Origin of the sequence: Flavobacterium sp. (assembly GCF_035292545.1) — a bacterium.
Classification (GTDB): domain Bacteria; phylum Bacteroidota; class Bacteroidia; order Flavobacteriales; family Flavobacteriaceae; genus Flavobacterium.
Genome location: NZ_DATDPV010000063.1, coordinates 40,761 through 60,470, shown reverse-complemented (window position 1 = coordinate 60,470; position 19,710 = coordinate 40,761). Strand labels below are relative to the sequence as shown.

General features: G+C 35.9%; 20 protein-coding genes and 4 tRNA genes. All 24 read left to right on the top strand.

Going from position 1 to position 19,710, the window contains the following annotated elements; all coding sequences use genetic code 11:
- Nucleotides 1-219: hypothetical protein (locus VI621_RS10845; RefSeq protein WP_324218405.1), on the top strand; the 219-nt coding region annotated here is incomplete at its 5' end.
- An 80-nt stretch (nucleotides 220-299) separates the two neighbouring features.
- Entirely contained in the window at nucleotides 300-1,220 is a 921-nt protein-coding gene (locus VI621_RS10840) for a hypothetical protein (RefSeq protein WP_324218404.1), read from the top strand.
- Between the two features lie 98 nt (nucleotides 1,221-1,318).
- Nucleotides 1,319-3,247: a putative porin gene (locus VI621_RS10835; RefSeq protein WP_324218403.1), complete on the top strand. Its 1,929-nt coding sequence runs from the start codon at nucleotides 1,319-1,321 to the stop codon at nucleotides 3,245-3,247.
- Nucleotides 3,248-3,405: 158 nt separating this feature from the next.
- Nucleotides 3,406-4,767, top strand: coding sequence for a pyridoxal-phosphate dependent enzyme (locus VI621_RS10830; protein WP_324218402.1), 1,362 nt, complete (start codon nucleotides 3,406-3,408; stop codon nucleotides 4,765-4,767).
- 121 nt (nucleotides 4,768-4,888) lie between these two features.
- The gene (locus VI621_RS10825; RefSeq protein WP_324218401.1) at nucleotides 4,889-5,371 is read left to right on the top strand and encodes a 3'-5' exonuclease; all 483 of its coding nucleotides are present in this window, start codon (nucleotides 4,889-4,891) and stop codon (nucleotides 5,369-5,371) included.
- Between the two features lie 93 nt (nucleotides 5,372-5,464).
- A complete protein-coding gene (locus VI621_RS10820; RefSeq protein ID WP_324218400.1) occupies nucleotides 5,465-6,736 on the top strand; it encodes a DUF2851 family protein in 1,272 nt (423 codons plus the stop codon).
- A 60-nt stretch (nucleotides 6,737-6,796) separates the two neighbouring features.
- The gene (locus VI621_RS10815; protein WP_324218399.1) at nucleotides 6,797-7,024 is read left to right on the top strand and encodes a PspC domain-containing protein; all 228 of its coding nucleotides are present in this window, start codon (nucleotides 6,797-6,799) and stop codon (nucleotides 7,022-7,024) included.
- A gap of 9 nt (nucleotides 7,025-7,033) precedes the next feature.
- Entirely contained in the window at nucleotides 7,034-7,903 is an 870-nt protein-coding gene (locus VI621_RS10810; protein ID WP_324218398.1) for a helix-hairpin-helix domain-containing protein, read from the top strand.
- A 20-nt stretch (nucleotides 7,904-7,923) separates the two neighbouring features.
- Nucleotides 7,924-9,099 carry an acyl-CoA dehydrogenase family protein gene (locus tag VI621_RS10805; RefSeq protein ID WP_324218397.1) on the top strand — a complete coding sequence of 392 codons (1,176 nt, stop codon included), beginning with the start codon at nucleotides 7,924-7,926 and terminating at the stop codon, nucleotides 9,097-9,099.
- Nucleotides 9,100-9,279: 180 nt separating this feature from the next.
- Nucleotides 9,280-9,474 carry a 30S ribosomal protein S21 gene (gene rpsU / locus VI621_RS10800; RefSeq protein WP_324218396.1) on the top strand — a complete coding sequence of 65 codons (195 nt, stop codon included), beginning with the start codon at nucleotides 9,280-9,282 and terminating at the stop codon, nucleotides 9,472-9,474.
- A 69-nt stretch (nucleotides 9,475-9,543) separates the two neighbouring features.
- Nucleotides 9,544-10,440 carry a tyrosine-type recombinase/integrase gene (locus VI621_RS10795; protein WP_324218395.1) on the top strand — a complete coding sequence of 299 codons (897 nt, stop codon included), beginning with the start codon at nucleotides 9,544-9,546 and terminating at the stop codon, nucleotides 10,438-10,440.
- Nucleotides 10,441-10,473: 33 nt separating this feature from the next.
- Nucleotides 10,474-10,776, top strand: a complete 303-nt coding sequence (gene hpf, locus VI621_RS10790) for a ribosome hibernation-promoting factor, HPF/YfiA family (protein WP_324218394.1) — start codon at nucleotides 10,474-10,476, stop codon at nucleotides 10,774-10,776.
- 91 nt (nucleotides 10,777-10,867) lie between these two features.
- Nucleotides 10,868-10,941, top strand: a tRNA-Thr gene (locus tag VI621_RS10785).
- A gap of 34 nt (nucleotides 10,942-10,975) precedes the next feature.
- A tRNA-Tyr gene (locus VI621_RS10780) sits at nucleotides 10,976-11,056 on the top strand.
- 77 nt (nucleotides 11,057-11,133) lie between these two features.
- A tRNA-Thr gene (locus VI621_RS10775) sits at nucleotides 11,134-11,205 on the top strand.
- 60 nt (nucleotides 11,206-11,265) lie between these two features.
- Entirely contained in the window at nucleotides 11,266-12,453 is a 1,188-nt protein-coding gene (tuf, locus tag VI621_RS10770) for an elongation factor Tu (RefSeq protein ID WP_324218393.1), read from the top strand.
- Nucleotides 12,454-12,514: 61 nt separating this feature from the next.
- Nucleotides 12,515-12,585 (top strand) — tRNA-Trp (locus VI621_RS10765).
- A gap of 16 nt (nucleotides 12,586-12,601) precedes the next feature.
- Nucleotides 12,602-12,799, top strand: coding sequence for a preprotein translocase subunit SecE (gene secE / locus VI621_RS10760; RefSeq protein ID WP_324218392.1), 198 nt, complete (start codon nucleotides 12,602-12,604; stop codon nucleotides 12,797-12,799).
- A gap of 10 nt (nucleotides 12,800-12,809) precedes the next feature.
- Nucleotides 12,810-13,361: a transcription termination/antitermination protein NusG gene (gene nusG / locus VI621_RS10755; RefSeq protein ID WP_324218391.1), complete on the top strand. Its 552-nt coding sequence runs from the start codon at nucleotides 12,810-12,812 to the stop codon at nucleotides 13,359-13,361.
- A gap of 66 nt (nucleotides 13,362-13,427) precedes the next feature.
- Entirely contained in the window at nucleotides 13,428-13,865 is a 438-nt protein-coding gene (gene rplK, locus VI621_RS10750; RefSeq protein ID WP_324218390.1) for a 50S ribosomal protein L11, read from the top strand.
- Between the two features lie 11 nt (nucleotides 13,866-13,876).
- On the top strand, nucleotides 13,877-14,566 hold the full coding sequence (gene rplA / locus VI621_RS10745) for a 50S ribosomal protein L1 (RefSeq protein WP_324218389.1): 690 nt from the start codon (nucleotides 13,877-13,879) through the stop codon (nucleotides 14,564-14,566).
- A gap of 22 nt (nucleotides 14,567-14,588) precedes the next feature.
- On the top strand, nucleotides 14,589-15,083 hold the full coding sequence (gene rplJ, locus VI621_RS10740; protein ID WP_324218388.1) for a 50S ribosomal protein L10: 495 nt from the start codon (nucleotides 14,589-14,591) through the stop codon (nucleotides 15,081-15,083).
- A 90-nt stretch (nucleotides 15,084-15,173) separates the two neighbouring features.
- Nucleotides 15,174-15,542 carry a 50S ribosomal protein L7/L12 gene (rplL, locus tag VI621_RS10735; RefSeq protein WP_324218387.1) on the top strand — a complete coding sequence of 123 codons (369 nt, stop codon included), beginning with the start codon at nucleotides 15,174-15,176 and terminating at the stop codon, nucleotides 15,540-15,542.
- A 266-nt stretch (nucleotides 15,543-15,808) separates the two neighbouring features.
- Nucleotides 15,809-19,621 carry a DNA-directed RNA polymerase subunit beta gene (gene rpoB, locus VI621_RS10730; RefSeq protein WP_324218386.1) on the top strand — a complete coding sequence of 1,271 codons (3,813 nt, stop codon included), beginning with the start codon at nucleotides 15,809-15,811 and terminating at the stop codon, nucleotides 19,619-19,621.
- Nucleotides 19,622-19,710 lie beyond the last annotated feature (89 nt).

The window sequence follows — 19,710 nt, the reverse complement described above, 5'->3', positions numbered from 1 at the left end:
GGTTTCATTATGATTGAAGTTTGTGGTAGAATAGCTCTTAAAGCTGGACAAAGATTAGGTGGTCAATTAGGTGGTGGTTATAGTAATAGTGTTTATCAAACACCTGCTCAATACGCTGCTAGTAGTGTTAATCCGGTTACCGGAGTAATTACTGTTGAATACAGTATTTTCTTTGCTTCTGGAGATAGACAATACAGAGGGGTATATACACCACAGTAATCGTTTAATTAATTTTTAATTTAAATAAAATGAATATAAAAAATATTTCAAAATTTTTAGGCATACTTGCTTTCTCATTGATGGTTTCATCATGTGATGATGGTGATGATGTGACCCCGATTGTTGACCTTAATAAGCCAACAATGACTATAGATCTTGCATCTGCAATTACTGTTGCCGAAGGAACTGAAATTCCGGTGACATTCAATTTAAGTGCACCTGTAGGTCAGGATTTCAGCGTATTCGTGGTTTTACTACCAGGAAGCACTGCCGATAACCTTGATAGTGATATAGAGAATCCATATCCAAACACTGCTTTTCAAAAAGCAATAACTATTCCTGCTTTCACGACTTCTTTCACGACTACAATTGTGATCAATGAGGACGATGCTATTGAAGGTGTTGAACATTTATTATTAAGTGTTGGAGATACTAGAACTACTGCGGTTCTTTTCGAACCAACTATTTTAGATGTTACTATTACTAATGTTGTTAGTGATGTTTTGAATTTAGTTTTGAATTTTGATAAGTCTTTTACAAGTTCAGGGACTACTTATACACTATGTGATATAGGTTATGATATGGATTTTTATGTACTTGATTCAACTTTTACTGATATGGGTATTTATGGTGCTGCTACTGGAAATTGTCCAGAAGAGTTAGACCTTGATATCACTACTTTAGCAGATGGTACATATTATATCTTTTACGACATATATGATGATGCTGGACTTGCTGGAGCTCCTCACACGCCATTTGCAGTGCCTATAACTGTAGATTACGTGAGATCTGGAGGTATTGCACCTGGAACTTTTGCTCAAGAAGCCGCTTTTGCACCTATGTCTACTGACGGGTCAGGTTCGGATTATGTAATTACTATTGAGATTGCTAATGGAGTTGTTACTTTAAAAAATAGCGTTCCTGAAGTTATTGCTTCTGGAAGAACTGCTAATAAAGTAAAAGCAGCTATTGAAAAAGCAAAATTAAACTTAAAAAAATAATTAGTTTTTATTTTTTATTTAAGAGGCTGCATTTGCAGCCTCTTTTTTTTGTTCTCTTTTAAGAAAACTATATATCTTTACGTTTTTAATTTCAGTGTATGAGAATTTTTTTTTTAGTACTTATTTTTTTCTTTTGTTCTGTAGCTAATGCTCAAGTTGATAAGCCCGAAGCCGATAAATTAGAGACTAAAGCGATAGTGGCTCCAAAAGCTACAATCGATCAATACAGAATTATTACGCTAGAACGCGACACTACTTTTGTAGATACTTCGCTGACCATTCAAAAGGAATATGATTATAATTATTTAAGAAAAGATAATTTTGGACTTTTACCTTTTGCGAACGAAGGGCAAACCTATAATACCTTACAGTTTAGTTTAAACCAATTTTCTCCCTACCCGGAATTTGGTTATAAAGCAAAACATTTCAATTATCTTGAAGCCAATCAGATTAAGTATTATTCAGTAGCAACCCCATCGTCTGAACTGTATTTTAAAACGGTTATGGAACAAGGGCAAAACCTCGATGCTTTTATAACGCTGAATACCTCGAAACGTTTTAATTTCTCTATCGCTTACAAAGGTTTGCGTTCAATCGGGAAATACATCAACCAATTGTCCAGTACGGGGAATTTTAGGTTTACGTCGAGTTACAATACTTTAAATAAAAGATATTACGCCAATTTTCATTTTACCGCACAAGACATTCTAAATGGTGAAAATGGTGGAATTACCACCATCGAAGAGTTCGAAGGTGATGATGCCGATTTTAAAAACAGGGCAAGATTAAATGTCTATTTCAAAGATGCCAAATCTTTTCTCAAAGGGAAAAGAGTATTTTTAGACCATAGTTTCATGATTAATTCAGTGAAAGGAAACAACAATCTTTACCTGACGCATCAATTCAATTACGAAAATAAATTTTTCGAATTCAATCAGAAAACAATCCCTACCACTATAGTAGCGCCAACCGGCAACACATCATTCAATAGATTAGGGGATGCTTACGTTACCGGCGACATCAACAATCAAACGCGTTACAACAAAATGTATAATAAAGTAGGTGCTGTTTATGAAAACGCCACCTTAGGGAAGTTTCAGTTTTTTATAGATGATTTCAGATACAATTATTATTACAACTCAGTGCTTTTTCTGTCAGGCCAAACCATTCCAAATTCATTAAATGACCGAGTTAACAGTATTGGCGGACAATACGAATACCGAAAAGATAGATGGAACGGTAAATTCCTGTACTCCAATTCTATTTCTGACCAATCCCTTTTTAATCTTGATGGTAATCTGACCTATAAATTAAACGAGAAAAACAGTCTGTCTTTTCAATACCAAAACATTAATAAGCTGCCCAACTATATTTATAATTTGCATCAAAGCAGCTACATCAGCTACAATTGGTACAATAATTTCAAAAACGAAAAAATCAATAACATCAAAGTGGATGCAATTACACAATGGGCCAATGCTTCGTTGCAAATCACGACTTTAAACGATCACTTGTATTTTAGTAATGACGACGATGCAAATCTGCAGTTGGTATCGCCAAAACAATATAATAAATCCATCAACTATTTGTCATTAAAAGTGAGCAAAGAATTCAAATTCCGAAAATTTGCACTCGACAATACAGTTTTATACCAAAAAACAGATCAAACGGAGGCAATCTTAAATGTGCCGCAAATCGTAACCAGAAATACGCTGTATTATTCTACTAATCTTTTCAAAAAAGCCATGTATTTGCAAACCGGAGTGATATTCAACTATTTTACTAAATATAATGCCAATGATTATAATCCTGTAATTGGAGAGTTTTTTGTTCAAAACCAAAAAGAAATTGGGAACTTCCCAACCTTCGATTTCTTTATCAATGCAAGAGTGCGCCAAACTAGGATTTTTCTTAAAGCCGAACATTTCAATTCTTCAATGACCGGAAATGATTTCTATTCCGCACCCAATTATCCTTACCGCGACTTTATAGTGCGTTTCGGGTTGGTATGGAATTTCTTCCAATAATTTTTTGGACGTTTTATCGCGCTATCCGCTGTATCTTTGCTTGCTTAAAGAAAGCAAGCAAAGGATGCCGCTCCTATCACGAACGCAACTTCGGGAATAAACACTATTTAGAACAAAATGCTATCTTTGCATTTTAAAACTGTCAATATAAAATTAAAATGAAATACGCAGAAAATATATTAGGAACTATCGGTAACACACCTTTAGTAAAACTAAATAAAGTTACCGCAGAAATTGACGCCTTAGTTTTGGCCAAAGTAGAAACCTTCAATCCCGGCAATTCCGTAAAAGACAGAATGGCCGTAAAGATGATCGAAGATGCCGAAGCCGACGGACGTTTAAAACCAGGAGGAACCATCATCGAAGGAACTTCAGGAAACACCGGAATGGGATTAGCCTTGGTGGCTATCGTAAAAGGATACAAATTGATTTGTGTAATCTCCGACAAGCAATCGAAAGAAAAGTCTGATATACTTCGTGCCGTTGGAGCCAAAGTAATTGTTTGTCCAACAGACGTAGAACCTACAGATCCGCGTTCATATTATTCGGTATCTAAAAAATTGGGAGAAGAAACGCCAAATTCCTGGTACGTAAATCAATATGATAATCCATCAAATGCTATTGCGCATTACGAACAAACGGGTCCTGAAATTTGGGAACAAACCGATGGAAAAATTACGCATTTTGTTTCCGGAGTAGGAACAGGCGGAACGATTTCCGGAGTTGGGAAATATTTAAAAGAGAAAAATCCAAACATCAAAATTTGGGGAATCGATACGTATGGTTCGGTATTCAAAAAATACCATGAAACCGGAATTTTCGACGAAAACGAAATCTATTCCTATATCACTGAAGGAATTGGGGAAGACATTCTTCCTGAAAACGTTGATTTTTCTATAATCGATGGTTTTACAAAAGTAACCGACAAAGATGCCGCAGTTTACACCCGTAAAATAGCCTTAGAAGAAGGGATTTTTGTTGGAAACTCTGCCGGTTCTGCAATCAAAGGATTGTTGCAGCTTAAAGAGCATTTCAAACCCGAAGATGTTGTGGTTGTTTTATTCCATGATTCAGGAAGCCGCTATGTAGGTAAGATGTTCAATGACGATTGGATGCGCGAAAGAGGTTTCTTAGACGAAGAAATCACCAAAGCCGAAGATGTCATCAAAGATCATATCGACAAGCCATTGGTTATCGTTCGTACGGAAGAATTGGTTTCGCATGCCATTGAGCGTATGCGTAAATATAAAATTTCACAAATTCCGGTAATTGATATTACAGGATTTGTAGGTTCAGTAGATGAATCTGATTTGTTTCAAAGTTATGTTTCAGATAAAGATGTTGCCGACAAACCAATCAGAGAAGTGATGGGCAAACCCTATCCAATTGTAAAAGTAGGAACGCCAATTGAAGAGGTTTCGAAATTATTTACAAAAGAAAACCAAGCAGTTTTGGTTGATCTAGGAAACGGGAAACACCATATTATCACGAAATATGATATTATTGGTTCTATAAAATAGTTTTTTTCAATTATAGATAATAAAGTTTTTATAGCCCCGAATTTCACGAATCATCACCAATTTAATTAGTGCTAATTCATGAAATTTGGGGCTTATTTTTACAAATCAAATATTCAATCAAATGACGTTTACCGCCATAGATTTTGAAACTGCAACTGGATATCATCCCTGTTCTGTAGGCATCGTTACTGTAGAAAACGGAGTGATAACTGATGAGTTTGTAACCTTAATCAAACCACCGGACAATCTGTATTCTCCTTTCACTATTCGGGTGCATGGGATCTATCCAAAAGATACAATACATGCGAAGTCATTTTCTCAGGTTTATCCTGAAATACGAAAGAGACTCGAAAACAGAGTAATAGTGGCGCATAATGAGAGCTTTGACCGGAATGTTCTTGCCAAATCAATGGCGCTTTACGGTTTGGATTACGCTGAATTGAATATTGCTTCCCGTTGGGAATGTACGGTAAAAATATACAAAGCCAAAGGATTGAAGCCTGCGAAATTAAGCGATTGCTGCAGAGAAATGAAGATCGCCTTAAACCATCACGAAGCCTTGTCGGATGCAAGAGCCTGCGCCAAATTGTATTTGCTGAAATAGATTTTTAGAATTTGACAGATTGGTTTCGCAATATGTTAATTTTTTTAGTACTTTAGTGATAGCATTCGTTGCTATTATCTATAAGCCTATAAAATGAAAGAAGATTTTCTCCATTATCTCTGGAAATTCAAAAAGTTCGATATTACAAATTTGCAAACTTCAAATGGAGAAGAAATTACGATTGTCAATTCAGGACAATATCTGCAATTGGCTGGCCCGGATTTCTTCAATGCACAAATTAGTATTGGAAATCAAAAATGGGCAGGGAATGTAGAAATACATATCAAATCTTCTGACTGGTATGTGCACCATCACGAAAGGGATGAAGCCTATGAAAGTGTAATTCTGCATGTAGTTTGGGAACATGACACCGAAATTTTTAGAAAAAACAACACCGAAATTCCGGTTTTGGAACTTAAAAAGCATGTTGCTAAGGAAACCTTAGAGAACTACCAATCCTTAATCACTCCGAAATCCTGGATTTTCTGTGAAAAGCAACTGGCAAGCATTGATAATTTTGCGCTTAAAAATTGGCAGGAACGGTTGTTTTTCGAGCGACTGGAACGAAAATCAAAACCCATTCAGGAATTACTAGAAAACACGAATCATGATTGGGAAGCCGTTTTGTTTTGCCTTTTGGCAAAGAACTTCGGATTGAATACAAACGGCGAATCTTTTTTGAAAATCGCACAGTCCATTCCGTTTTCTGTTATCAGAAAAGAAAGTTTCGAAGTCGAGAATCTGGAAAGTTTCTTTTTTGGAATTGCCGGATTATTGGACATAGAAAAGGAAGATAATTATTTCGAAGATTTGCACTTTAGATTTTACTATTTGCTGCATAAATATCAAATAGAGAAAAAAGTCATAGAACCCGTTCAGTTTTTTAAACACCGTCCTGATAATTTTCCAACCATCAGATTGTCTCAATTGGCGAATTTGTATCACAGTCAGCAGCATTTGTTTTCAAGAATAATCGAGGCGACTTCTGTAAAAAGCATCTATGAGATTTTTGCTGTTTCAGTTTCATCTTATTGGGAAACGCATTATCAATTTGATAGAGAAAGCCCGAAAAAAAAGAAAGCGCTTTCGAAATCCTTTATCGATTTGCTTATCATTAACACGATCATACCCTTGCAATTTGCTTATGCTAAAAGTCAGGGCAAAGAAATTTCAGAGAATTTGATTGATTTGTTAAATCAGGTATCACCCGAAAATAACGCTATAATTGATAAGTTTGATTCTTTTGGTGTTGCTTCTAAAAATGCTTTTGAGACGCAATCTCTATTACAGCTCAAGAATGAATATTGTAATAAAAGCAGGTGTCTGGAATGTGCCATCGGAATGGAGCTATTAAAATCAATTTGAATCAGATAATATAGTAATTTTGTATTGTTTAATGAAATAACAAATAATAAATTAACCAAAATGTCCTTCGTAATCCAACTTAAATATTTCTTCGAAAAACACGGTTTTAATGCGTCTTCCCGTTTGGCGGATAAATTGGGAATGCGTGCCAGCAGCGTGCGGTTGTTTTTTATTTACATCTCGTTTGTGACGGCAGGTTTGTGGTTTGGGGTTTATTTGACTTTGGCTTTTTGGATTAAATTGAAAGATTTAATTAGGGCAAAACGCACTTCAGTTTTCGATTTATAATATTTTTTTATGACATTAAAATCCTACTTTCAATTTTCTAAAGCGCAACGGAGCGGAATTTTTATTTTACTTGCGATTAGTGTCCTTTTACAGTTGAGTTATTTTTTTATTGATTTCAAAATTGAGGAAAAGAAAAGCAAAGAACAGCAACAATGGCTCGCTGTTCAAATAGAGATTGATTCGCTGAAACAAGTTCGGTATGATTATGTGCCCAAAATATATCCTTTCAATCCTAACTTCATCACAGATTTTAAAGGTTATAAACTCGGCATGTCAGTTGCGGAAATAGACCGACTCTTGGCTTATAGAAAATTAAACAAATACGTCAATTCGGCTTCAGAATTTCAAAAAGTCACTAAAGTCTCCGATTCGTTGTTACATGCTATTGCTCCGTATTTTAAATTTCCGGACTGGGTAACCAATAAAAAAGAATTCAAGGCTTATGTTAAACAGTCATTCGATAAGAAAGAGAAAATAGTGGTTTTAGATATCAATCAGGCCACTTCGGAGGATTTGATCAAAGTGTATGGAATCGGGGCAACTTTGTCAGAAAGAATTCTCAAAGAGAAAGAAAAGTTTGGCGGTTTTGTCAGTATGGAACAAATGAGCGATGTCTGGGGATTATCGCCCGAAGTAATCGAAAATCTGAATAAACATTTTAAAGTTTCCACTCTGCCAAAAGTAAAGAAGTTTGATATTAATAATGCCTCAGTAAAAGAATTATCTCAATTTCCTTATTTTCGTTATGCTCTGGCGAAAGCGATTGTCACTTACAGAAGTATGAACGGAGAAATAAAAATAAAGGAAGATTTACTGAAAATTAAGAATTTTCCAGTTGACAAAGTTGATATAATTGCCTTATATTTGGACTTTAATTAAATACCAACTATTTCAATCCTATGAATTCAATATATTTTACTGAAGAGCACCAATTATTTAGAAAGAGTTTGCAAGATTTTTTGCAGAAAGAAGTCGTTCCACATATTGAAAAGTGGGAGAAAACAGGTGCTATAGAACGATTTATTTGGAAAAAATTCGGTGAAATGGGTTTCTTTGGTTTGCGATACCCTGAAGCTTATGGTGGATTGAATTTGGATTTATTTTATACAGTTATTTTTTTAGAAGAACTTCAAAAAATAAGATCCTCCGGTTTTGCAGCAGCGATGTGGGCACATGCCTATTTAGCAATGACGCATTTAAATGCTGAAGGAAGTGAACGAATTAAACAAGATTATTTAGTGCCGAGTATAACTGGTGATAAAATAGGTGCTTTGTGCGTAACAGAGCCTTTTGGTGGTAGTGATGTTGCAGCTATGCGCACGACAGCTGTAAAAAAGGGGGACAGATATATCATTAATGGTTCTAAAACATTCATAACAAATGGTGTTTATGGTGATTATTATGTTGTTGCGGCTAAAACAAGCCCGGACCTTGGAAATAAGGGAATAAGTATGTTTTTGGTTGACAGTAATCTTAAAGGTATCTCGGCTACAAAACTGGATAAATTAGGGTGGAGAGCCTCGGATACGGCAGAAATTGCATTTGATAATGTAGAGATTCCTGTGGAGAATTTAATGGGAGAAGAAGGAAAAGGATTTCCGTATATCATGCAGCATTTTGCATTTGAGCGTTTAATAATGGCTATCAATGGTCACGCAAGAGCAGAATATGCTATTGATTATACTATAGGATATATGTCAGAACGTGAGGCATTTGGCAAAACAATAGATAAGTTTCAAGCATTAAGACATACAATTGTTGAGCACGCAACGGATGTTGAGCATTGTAAGGTATTTAATTATGCAGCTACAGCGCGATTGGATAAAGGAGAATATGTGGTAAAAGAAGCTACTATGGCTAAACTGAAATCAACAAAAGTAGCCGATGATACAATTTATAGTTGTTTGCAGATGTTAGGAGGTTACGGTTATATGGAAGAATATCCTTTAGCGCGCTTGTTTAGGGACAGCCGTTTAGGGCCAATTGGAGGAGGAACGTCGGAAATATTGAAAGAGATTTTAGCGAAAATGATTATCGATAAACAAAATTACCAACCGGCTGTAAAACACCAATAGAAAGAAAAACAGATTATAGGAAAAAGCCAGAATGCAAGAAATTGCAGCTTGGATTTTTTTGTTTTTATAGTTTCTATTATTCTTTTTCTCATTGGGATGATAAAATAATTCAAAATTCATCATTCAAAATCCAAAATAAAAATATACTTTTGCAGCCTAACGAAAGGGGGTGTCAATATTATGTTAATTATACCAATTAAAGACGGAGAAAATATCGATAGAGCATTAAAGCGCTATAAAAGAAAATTTGATAAAACAGGAACTGTTCGTCAGTTAAGAGCACGTACTGCTTTTATTAAGCCTTCTGTTTCAAACAGAATGAAAATTCAAAAAGCGGCTTACATTCAAAACATGAAAGATGGTTTAGAAAGTTAGTAAATAACTTTTCGAAATATAACCGTTAGTGATTAAAGTTTTATAACTTTGATGCTAACGGTTTTTTTTATGGAAAATAGCAAAGCGGCATTTCGGGATTATTTACAGTTGGAGAAAAACTATTCTCCGCTAACAGTGAATGCTTATTTGAATGATGTTGGTTTTTTTGAGACTTTTCTTATTGTGAATTTTGAACAGGAAAATCTTCAGGAAGTTAATTACAGTCAAATTCGGAGCTGGATTGTTTCATTAGTGGATGGAGGTATTTCCAATGTTTCCGTGAATAGGAAAATTTCGTCCTTGAAATCCTACTATAAGTTTCTATTAAAAACCAAGCAAATAGAAGTTAGTCCTTTGTTAAAACACAAATCATTAAAAGTTCCAAAAACACTACAAATTCCATTTTCTGAAAAAGAATTGAATGAGGTGCTTACTCAAATAAAATATCCGGAGGGATTTGAGGGCATCCGTGACAAATTAATTATCGATTTATTCTATACTACCGGAATACGGAGAACGGAGTTGATTCATCTTAAAATGGCCAATATCGACCAGTCAAATTCTACTTTAAAAGTATTGGGAAAAAGGAATAAGGAGCGGATTCTTCCATTGCTGCCAATCATAATAAATCAATTTAACAGCTATTTGTCGGAAAGGTCTTGTTTAGAGCAAATTAAAGATGAGGCGTTTTTTTTTCTAACGTTAAAAGGCGTAAAATTAAATGATTCTCTTGTGTATCGTTTAATAAATGACTACTTTAGTAATGTCTCAGAGAAGGTAAAAAAGAGTCCGCATATATTAAGACATACGTTTGCGACACATTTGCTTAACAACGGGGCAGATTTGAATTCAGTTAAAGAATTATTAGGACATTCCAGTTTGGCATCGACTCAAATTTATACACACAACAGTTTGTCTGAATTGAAAAAAGTGTATGGGGCCGCCCACCCTAGGAGTCAAAAATAATTTAATATTGTTTAACCTATAAAAATTTTGATTATGAAGGTAAATGTTCATGCAGTTAATTTTACTGTTGATGGGAAACTGTTAGATTTCGTTCAAGAAAGAATGGATAAGTTAGAAAAGTATTACGATAAAGTAGTTTCGGCAGATGTTTTTTTAAAAGTTGAAAAGACTAGTGAAAAAGAGAACAAAATTGCGGAGGTGAAGATTAACGTGCCAGGAGATGATTTTATGGTCAAGAAACAATGTAAAACATTCGAAGAAGCTGTAGAGCAATCGTCAGAATCGTTAGAACGATTATTGCAGAAACGAAAAGAAAAAATAAGTCCTTACATATAATTGAAAGTTTTTTATAAAAAAGTTTTGATTAAAAAACAAAAAGATATACATTTGCAGTCCGTTAGAAATAGCGGACTTTTTTTATTGATTTGCCAGCGTAGCTCAGTTGGCTAGAGCAGCTGATTTGTAATCAGCAGGTCGTGGGTTCGAGTCCCTCCGCCGGCTCAAGACTGTAAGGGTTTGATAATAAGAGAAGTGAGGGGAGATACTCAAGCGGCCAACGAGGGCAGACTGTAAATCTGCTGTGTGAACTTCGCAGGTTCGAATCCTGCTCTCCCCACTAGAATTGATATAAGATTTCAGAGTTAAGATTTTAAATCTAAATTCTAATATTTTAAATCTAAAGTCAAGGATTCTGCCGACTTAGCTCAGAGGTAGAGTGCTTCCTTGGTAAGGAAGAGGTCACGGGTTCAATTCCCGTAGTTGGCTCAAATAAGTATAATATTGAACACTAATAGATTATATAACTAAGATTAAAAATTAAGTAAAATGGCAAAAGAAACTTTTAATCGTTCCAAACCGCATTTAAATATCGGTACTATTGGACACGTAGATCACGGAAAAACTACATTAACTGCAGCGATTACTAAAGTACTATCTGATGCGGGTTACTGTCAAGCTAAATCGTTCGATCAAATTGATAACGCTCCTGAGGAGAAAGAAAGAGGTATTACAATTAATACATCTCACGTAGAGTACGAAACAGCTAACCGTCACTACGCTCACGTTGACTGTCCAGGTCACGCGGATTACGTAAAAAACATGGTTACTGGTGCTGCTCAAATGGATGGTGCTATCTTGGTAGTTGCTGCTACAGATGGTCCAATGCCACAAACTCGTGAGCACATCCTTTTAGGTCGCCAGGTAGGTATTCCTAGAATGGTTGTATTCATGAATAAAGTGGATATGGTTGATGATGAGGAATTGTTAGAACTTGTTGAAATGGAAATTAGAGACTTATTGTCTTTCTATGAATATGACGGAGACAATTGTCCAGTTATCCAAGGTTCAGCTTTAGGTGGATTGAATAGCGATCCAGCTTGGGTTCCTAAAATTATTGAATTAATGGCAGCTGTTGATGCTTGGATCGAAGAGCCAGTGCGTGACATTGCTAAACCATTCTTGATGCCAGTTGAGGATTCATTTACAATTACTGGTCGTGGAACTGTTGCTACAGGTCGTATCGAAACAGGTATTGCTAATACAGGAGATCCTGTTGAAATCATTGGTATGGGAGCTGAAAAATTAACTTCTACTATTACAGGAGTTGAGATGTTCCGTAAAATCCTTGATAGAGGTGAAGCTGGAGACAACGTAGGTTTGTTGTTGAGAGGTATTGATAAAGCTGATATCAAAAGAGGTATGGTTATTATTAAGCCAGGTTCAGTAAAACCACACGCTGTATTCAAAGCAGAGGTTTATATCTTGAAAAAAGAAGAAGGTGGACGTCATACTCCATTCCACAATAATTACCGTCCACAGTTTTACGTACGTACAACAGACGTTACAGGTGTTATCACTTTACCAGAAGGTGTAGAGATGGTTATGCCTGGAGATAACTTAACTATCAATGTTGCCTTGTTAAGCCCAATCGCTTTAAGCGTAGGTTTGCGTTTCGCTATCCGTGAAGGTGGTAGAACTGTAGGTGCAGGTCAGGTTACTGAGATAGTACAATAATTATCTAAACAAATTTTAAAAGCCAGTTGGTTTTCTTAAATGATATCACTGGCTTTTTTATACGGGCGTAGTTCAAGGGTAGAATAGCGGTCTCCAAAACCGTTGATGGGGGTTCGAATCCCTCCGCCCGTGCAAAAAACAAATTATAATGACAAAAGTTGTTAATTACATTAGTGAAGCGTTTGAAGAATTAAAATCAAACGTAACTTGGCCGGAATGGGCTGAAGTGCAACGTCTAACGATTATAGTTGCTGTTTTCTCAGTACTATTCGCCTTGGCAACTTGGGGAGTAGATGAAATTTTCGCAAAAGCATTAGCTGGATTTTTTAATTGGATAAAAGCCTAATTTTTTTGTGATGACGGATAATAATGTGAAAAAGTGGTATGTTGTTAGAGCGGTAAGCGGGCAAGAAAATAAAGTGAAAGCTTATATCGAAACCGAAATCAACAGATTGGGAATGGGAGATTATATTTCGCAAGTATTAGTGCCTACTGAAAAAGTAGTGACTGTGAAAGACGGAAAAAAAATCACCAAAGACAAAGTCTATTTTCCTGGATATGTAATGATCGAGGCAAATCTTGCTGGTGAAATACCTCATATTATTAAGTCTATAACAAGTGTTATTGGTTTTTTAGGTGAAGTAAAAGGAGGAGATCCTGTGCCGTTAAGACTTTCTGAAGTAAACAGAATGTTAGGTAAAGTAGATGAATTGGCTGTAAATACAGACACTCGTTCGGTACCTTTCAATATTGGAGAAACAGTTAAGGTGGTTGATGGTCCTTTCAATGGTTTCAATGGAACGGTTGAGAAAATCAATGATGAAAAGCGTAAACTTGAAGTAATGGTGAAAATTTTCGGAAGAAAAACACCTTTAGAATTGAGTTTTATGCAAGTTGAAAAAGTATAATATTTTCGTTACATATAATAAACCACATACATCGCTTCCAATGATGATGTGTTAAATTTTTTAAAAATGGCTAAAGAGATTAGTAAAGTAGTTAAACTACAAGTTAAGGGAGGTGCTGCGAATCCATCGCCACCGGTTGGACCTGCTTTAGGTGCTGCTGGTGTTAATATCATGGAGTTCTGTAAGCAGTTTAATGCAAGAACGCAAGATAAAGCCGGCAAAGTTTGCCCAGTGCAAATTACAGTGTATAAAGACAAATCTTTCGAGTTTGTTGTAAAAACACCACCTGCTGCTATTCAGTTAATGGATGCTGCAAAGCTAAAGTCTGGTTCTGGAGAACCTAATCGTAAAAAAGTAGCTAACGTTACTTGGGATGTGATTAGAACTATCGCAGAAGACAAAATGGTTGATTTAAATGCATTCACTATCGAGTCTGCTATGAGCATGATCGCTGGAACAGCTAGATCTATGGGTATAACTGTAACGGGAGACGCTCCTTTTTAATTAAGAAAGACATGGCAAAATTGACAAAAAAGCAAAAAGAGGCTGCTTCAAAAATTGAAAAGAACAAACTATATTCTTTAAAAGATGCTGCGGTATTGGTTAAAGCTATAGCTTCTGCAAAATTTGATGAGTCTGTTGATATCGCAGTACGTTTGGGTGTAGATCCAAGAAAAGCGAATCAAATGGTTAGAGGTGTGGTAACATTACCTCATGGAACTGGTAAAGATGTGAAAGTATTAGCATTGGTTACTCCGGACAAAGAAGCGGAAGCTTTAGCAGCTGGTGCAGACTATGTAGGTCTTGACGATTATTTACAAAAAATTAAAGACGGTTGGACAGATGTTGATGTAATCATCACTATGCCAAGTGTTATGGGTAAATTAGGTCCATTAGGTCGTATTTTAGGACCACGTGGTTTAATGCCAAACCCTAAGACTGGTACAGTAACAATGGATGTTGCAAAAGCAGTTCAAGAAGTTAAAGCTGGTAAAATTGACTTTAAAGTTGATAAAACTGGTATTGTGCATGCGGGAATTGGTAAAGTATCTTTCGGATCTGAGCAAATTGTTGACAACGCACACGAAATTATTCAAACATTAATCAAACTTAAACCAACTGCGGCGAAAGGAACTTACATCAAAAGTATTTACCTTACAACCACTATGAGTCCTGCAATTGCATTGGATCCTAAAGCAGTATAATTGGTAGTTAAAAATTTTTAGTATGACTAGAGAAGAAAAATCAATCGCGATTGAAGATTTAACTGCACAGTTAGCCGGTTCAAATATTGTTTATCTAGCAGATATTTCTGGGCTAAATGCAGAAACGACTTCAAACTTAAGAAGAGCTTGTTACAAAGCAGGAATTAAATTAGAGGTAGTAAAGAATACATTACTTGCAAAAGCAATGGAAGCTTCTGAAAATAATTATGGTGAATTACCTGAAACTTTAACTGGAAATACTTGTATTTTTCTTGCAGATATAGCAAACGCTCCTGCAAAAATCATGAAAGACTTCCGTAAAAAATCAGATAAACCAGTATTGAAAGGTGCTTTTATCAATTCTGAAATTTACATCGGAGACAACCTATTAGATTCATTAGCATCGCTAAAATCGAAAGAGGAAGTTATTGGAGAAATCATCGGATTACTTCAATCTCCGGCACAAAGAGTTATTTCAGCTCTTTTGAACCAATTCAAAGAAGAAGAGGTTGCTTAATTAAAACTAGTAATAGTTTGAATTAGGTGCATTAAACACGCGCACATTAATAAATTATATTTTACAAATCATTTTAAAACGATAGAAAAAATGGCAGATTTGAAACAATTCGCAGAACAATTGGTTAACTTAACTGTAAAAGAAGTTAACGATTTAGCAACAATATTAAAAGATGAGTATGGTATCGAACCAGCTGCTGCTGCTGTAGTAGTTTCAGGTGGTGGAGACGCTGCTGTTGAAGAAGCTCAAACTGAATTTACAGTTATCCTTAAAGAAGCTGGTGCTTCTAAATTAGCTGTAGTTAAATTAGTAAAAGAACTTACTGGGTTAGGTCTTAAAGAAGCTAAAGACGTAGTTGATAGCGCACCAAGCCCTGTTAAAGAAGGAGTTTCTAAAGAAGAAGCTGAAGGTCTTAAGAAAGCTTTAGAAGAAGCTGGAGCTGTTGTTGAGTTAAAATAACAACACACGGTTTTAGAACTAGGTTTAGGCCTTGGACAAGCGTCCAAGGGCCTAAACCATTTTTCGTATAATAAAATTACAACAAGTTTTATTATAATAATAGTTTAAAATACGAAAAAATTTTTAATCAATACGAGGAAAGAAAATTATCAAAGATTACTGTTGAATAATTTTTAAAGATGTATCGGTTATAAAAAGAAAGTATAAATTAAACAGTGTTTTTACACAAAAAAACTACTTTTTTTTAATCAAAATTTTGTCCATTGATGATAACAAATCAGACTGAAAGATTGAATTTTGCCTCAACAAAAAATATTCCTGACTATCCGGATTTTCTAGATGTTCAGGTTAAGTCGTTTAAAGATTTCTTTCAATTAGAAACGAAATCTGACGAGAGAGGCGACGAAGGGTTATACAACACCTTCATGGAAAATTTTCCAATTACAGATACAAGAAATAACTTTGTATTGGAGTTCCTCGATTACTTTGTAGATCCACCACGTTATACAATTCAAGAATGTATTGAAAGAGGTCTTACCTATAGTGTGCCGTTAAAAGCAAGATTAAAACTATATTGTACAGATCCAGAGCACGAAGATTTTGAAACTATTGTGCAAGACGTATATCTTGGAACAATTCCTTACATGACGCCAAGTGGTACTTTTGTTATCAACGGTGCTGAACGTGTGGTTGTTTCGCAATTACACAGATCACCAGGTGTTTTCTTTGGACAATCATTCCATGCAAATGGAACGAAATTATATTCTGCCAGAGTAATTCCTTTTAAAGGATCCTGGATAGAATTTGCTACCGATATCAACAGCGTAATGTACGCCTATATCGATAGAAAGAAAAAATTACCTGTAACAACTTTATTCCGTGCAATAGGTTTCGAAAGAGACAAGGATATCCTAGAGATTTTCGACCTAGCTGAAGAAATTAAAGTTTCCAAAACAGGACTTAAAAAATATATCGGTAGAAAATTAGCTGCTCGTGTATTGAATACATGGCATGAAGATTTCGTAGATGAAGATACTGGTGAAGTAGTTTCTATCGAACGTAACGAAATTATCCTTGACAGAGATACCATTCTTGACAAAGATAATGTGGAAGAAGTTGTAGAGTCTAACGTTAAATCAATCTTGTTACACAAGGAAGATAACAACCAAGTAGATTATTCAATCATCCACAACACATTACAAAAAGATCCAACCAATTCTGAAAAAGAAGCCGTTGAGCATATCTACAGACAATTGCGTAACGCAGAACCGCCTGATGAAGAAACTGCTCGTGGTATTATAGATAAATTGTTCTTCTCTGACCAACGTTACAACTTAGGTGAAGTAGGTCGTTACAGAATGAACAAAAAACTTGGTTTGGATATCCCAATGGAAAAGCAAGTCTTGACCAAAGAAGATATCATTACCATTGTAAAATATTTGATCGAATTGATCAACTCTAAAGCAGAGATTGATGATATTGATCACTTATCAAACCGTCGTGTTAGAACAGTTGGAGAACAATTGTCTCAACAATTCGGTGTTGGTTTAGCCCGTATGGCCAGAACTATTCGTGAGAGAATGAACGTTAGAGATAACGAGGTGTTTACACCTATTGATTTGATTAATGCGAAAACATTATCATCGGTAATCAACTCTTTCTTTGGTACCAACCAGTTGTCTCAGTTTATGGATCAAACGAATCCACTAGCCGAGATTACGCACAAAAGAAGATTATCTGCACTAGGACCAGGTGGACTTTCTAGAGAAAGAGCCGGTTTCGAAGTACGTGACGTTCACTATACGCATTACGGACGTTTATGTCCAATTGAAACTCCTGAGGGACCAAACATTGGTTTGATTTCATCTCTTGGTGTTTATGCGAAAGTAAACGGAATGGGTTTCATCGAAACACCTTACCGTAAAGTAACTAATGGTAAAGTTGATTTAGTATCGACTCCAGTATATTTAAGCGCTGAAGAAGAAGAGGGAATGTTGATTGCTCAGGCAAACATTCAAATGGATGCTACAGGACATATCACTGCCGACAACGTAATTGCGCGTCAAGAAGGTGATTTTCCGGTAATTGACCCATCAAAAGTGGATTATACCGATGTAGCTCCTAACCAAATTGCTTCAATTTCTGCTTCATTAATTCCTTTCTTGGAACATGATGATGCGAATAGAGCCTTGATGGGATCTAACATGATGCGTCAGGCAGTTCCTTTATTACGTCCGGAAGCACCAATTGTAGGTACAGGTTTAGAGCGTCAAGTGGCGTCCGATTCCAGAGTATTGATCAATGCTGAAGGAGATGGTACTGTAGAATACGTTGATGCAAATATCATCACTATCAAATACGATCGTTCTGATGCAGAAAGAATGGTAAGTTTTGATGAAGATGAGAAAACATACAACTTAATTAAATTCAGAAAAACCAACCAAAGTTCAAGTATCAACCTGAAACCTATCGTAAGAAAAGGTGACAGAGTAGTTCTTGGTCAAGTACTTTCGGAAGGGTATGCAACGCAAAACGGAGAGCTGGCTTTAGGTAGAAACCTAAAAGTGGCGTTTATGCCTTGGAAAGGGTATAACTTTGAGGATGCAATTGTAATTTCTGAAAAAGTAGTACGTGATGACATTTTTACTTCTATCCACATTGATGATTATTCATTAGAGGTTAGAGATACTAAATTAGGTAACGAAGAATTAACGAATGATATTCCAAACGTTAGTGAGGAAGCGACCAAAGATTTAGATGAAAATGGTATGATTAGAATTGGAGCAGAGGTTAAACCTGGCGACATCCTAATCGGAAAAATTACACCAAAAGGAGAATCAGATCCTACTCCGGAAGAGAAATTGCTTCGTGCAATCTTCGGGGATAAAGCAGGAGATGTAAAAGATGCTTCGTTAAAAGCGTCTCCATCTTTACACGGTGTGGTTTTAGATAAAAAACTATTCGCAAGAGCAGTAAAAGATAAACGTAAACGTACCCAGGACAAAGATGCTTTAGGAGCACTTGAATTGGAATTTGAAGTAAAATTTGTTGAATTAAAAGACAAATTGGTTGAAAAACTTTTCAATATCGTAAACGGAAAAACATCTCAAGGTGTAATGAATGATTTGGGTGAAGAAGTATTGCCAAAAGGTAAAAAATACACTCAAAAAATGTTGAATGCAGTTGAAGATTTCGCTCACTTAAGCAAAGGACAATGGGTTGCTGATGATGAAACCAATAAAATGGTGAATGATCTTATCCATAACTACAAAATTAAGCTGAACGATTTACAAGGTGCGTTGAGAAGAGAGAAATTCACGATTACTGTTGGAGATGAATTGCCAGCAGGAATCTTGAAATTAGCAAAAGTATATATTGCTAAAAAACGTAAACTGAAAGTTGGGGATAAAATGGCGGGTCGTCACGGTAACAAAGGTATTGTTGCTCGTATCGTTCGTCACGAAGATATGCCTTTCCTTGAAGACGGAACACCAGTTGATATTGTGTTGAATCCACTAGGGGTACCTTCACGTATGAACATCGGTCAGATTTATGAAACGGTTTTAGGTTGGGCTGGACAAAAATTAGGTAGAAAATATGCTACTCCAATTTTCGATGGTGCTACTTTAGACCAAATCAATGAATTGACTGACGAAGCTGGAATTCCAAGATTCGGTCATACCTATCTTTATGATGGTGGGACTGGAGAACGTTTCCATCAACCGGCAACCGTAGGTGTGATCTATATGTTAAAATTAGGACACATGGTTGACGACAAGATGCACGCACGTTCTATCGGACCATACTCGTTGATTACACAACAACCACTTGGAGGTAAAGCTCAATTTGGAGGTCAGCGTTTTGGAGAGATGGAGGTTTGGGCACTTGAAGCGTATGGAGCATCAAGCACACTGAGAGAAATCTTGACTGTGAAATCGGATGACGTTATCGGTAGAGCCAAAACTTACGAAGCAATCGTAAAAGGTGAAGCTATGCCAGAACCAGGATTACCTGAATCGTTCAATGTATTGATGCATGAACTAAAAGGTCTTGGATTAGACATTCGTTTAGAAGAATAAATAAGTTTTTTAGTATTCAGTTTTCAGGTAGCAATATCTGAAAACTGATTACTCATTTATACAAGTTTTTAGGATTTATACCCGTAATC